2 protein-coding genes are annotated in these 1557 nt (G+C 64.5%); both read left to right on the plus strand.

Annotated features, from left to right (window positions below; translation table 11 throughout):
* Window positions 1-262: 262 nt before the first annotated feature.
* Window positions 263-505 carry a DUF6894 family protein gene (locus tag FS320_RS43145; protein ID WP_152718622.1) on the plus strand — a complete coding sequence of 81 codons (243 nt, stop codon included), beginning with the start codon at window positions 263-265 and terminating at the stop codon, window positions 503-505.
* Between the two features lie 228 nt (window positions 506-733).
* Window positions 734-1557: AraC family transcriptional regulator (locus FS320_RS43150; RefSeq protein WP_152718623.1), on the plus strand; the 824-nt coding region annotated here is incomplete at its 3' end.

Below are 1557 nucleotides of genomic sequence, written 5' to 3' on the forward strand. Positions count from 1 at the left end.
CCCAACAGCTCCAGCACCAACCGCTTCAGATCGGCGTTCGACAGGCCATCAAGATCCGGGGCCGGTGACATGCAGGGGATTGAATCAGAATTGTCGCTGCGCCGGAACCCCGACCCGCCAGCTCAGCCCGGACTTTTGCCAATGTTACTAATGCTTGGCTTAAGCCGCTCCATAGAATGGGTTTTCACAACTGGGAGAGTTGGAACACTCCTGCCACAGGAGCATTATTACAGCCGTCGACCGATCAGCCCTTGCAGCCACCATGCCTCGCTTCTTCGTTCACGTCCGCAGCAACGGCCATTGTTGGAGCTATGACGAGTTTGGGCTCGACTTCCCCGATGTGGAGACGGCCCGCCGCCGAACCTTGCGCGCGGCCCACGACCTCATCGGCGTGTTCGCCGCCCGCGGCCAGGATCCACGAGACCATGCCGTCGAGATCGAGAACGAAGCAGGCGAGGTCGTGTGGCACATGCCGTTCTCCGAACTCTTCCTCCGAGATCTTTGATGGTCCGGCCGGGCGTGATCCACACGTCCCTCGGACAGCAGGCGCATGGGTTGACTGATGGGACGGCAAAAGGCGAAACGGGCAGGAAAAGCCGCTCAATTGCCCCAATTGTGCGGTATCGTACACTGGAGTGATTGAGATCACCGCCTTGGTGCCCGATGACGGGTTCGGTCAACCCGACCATGCGGTTCTTCGCGACCATTGTTGGCTTTCGGCGAGGCGGCCGTGATGACCAACCATACGACGTTTCCGTCCCTTGGCGTCAGCCGGGACAATCCCCCTCCGGCGCTGCCCGCGGTCGTGGCTGATTCCGGGCGGACGCCTCCGCTGGGCTACATCCAGCTCGGTGTCGCCACGGAGATCGCCCCGACCCTGCTCGGTTTCGGCCTCGATCCGGATCCAGTCATCCGGGCGGCAGGACTCGACCCGCACCTGTTCGACGACGGGGCGAGCGTCATCCCGCATGCTGCTCTGGGACGGCTGCTCACCCTATGCGTGATCCGCACGCACTGTCCGCATTTCGGGCTGCTGGTCGGCCGGCGCGCCACGATCCTGTCCCTCGGCCTTGTCGGCCGCCTGATGCAGCATTCGAACACGGTGGGCGATGCCTTGCGCGCCCTCGTGTCGAACCTGAGCATCCAGGACCGGGTGGCGGTGCCTTTGCTGACGACCAGCGACGGCACCGCCCTGTTCAGCATCTCGGTTTACCAGCCCGCAGCTGAGAGTGCAGACCAGATCTCGGACGGAACGCTCGCGGTTACCGTCAATGCCCTGCGATCCCTGTGCGGCTGCGACTGGCGCCCGGCCGAGGTGCTCGTGCCGCGGGCCACTCCCGCGGATTGCGAGCCGTATTGGCGTCATTTCCGGGCACCGGTCCGGTTCAATCAGGAAATGGCCGCCGTCGTGTTCCCGGCCCGTGACCTGGAGCGGCGGGTCGCCGGAGCCGATCCGATGATGCGAACCCTGCTCGAGGAGCGGATCGGCCACCTGAAGGCGCGTCCGGGATGCGAGTTCTCCGACGATGTCCGGCGGCTGCTGCGCACGCGGCTGAC

Source organism: Microvirga tunisiensis, assembly GCF_009296175.1.
GTDB lineage: Bacteria > Pseudomonadota > Alphaproteobacteria > Rhizobiales > Beijerinckiaceae > Microvirga > Microvirga tunisiensis.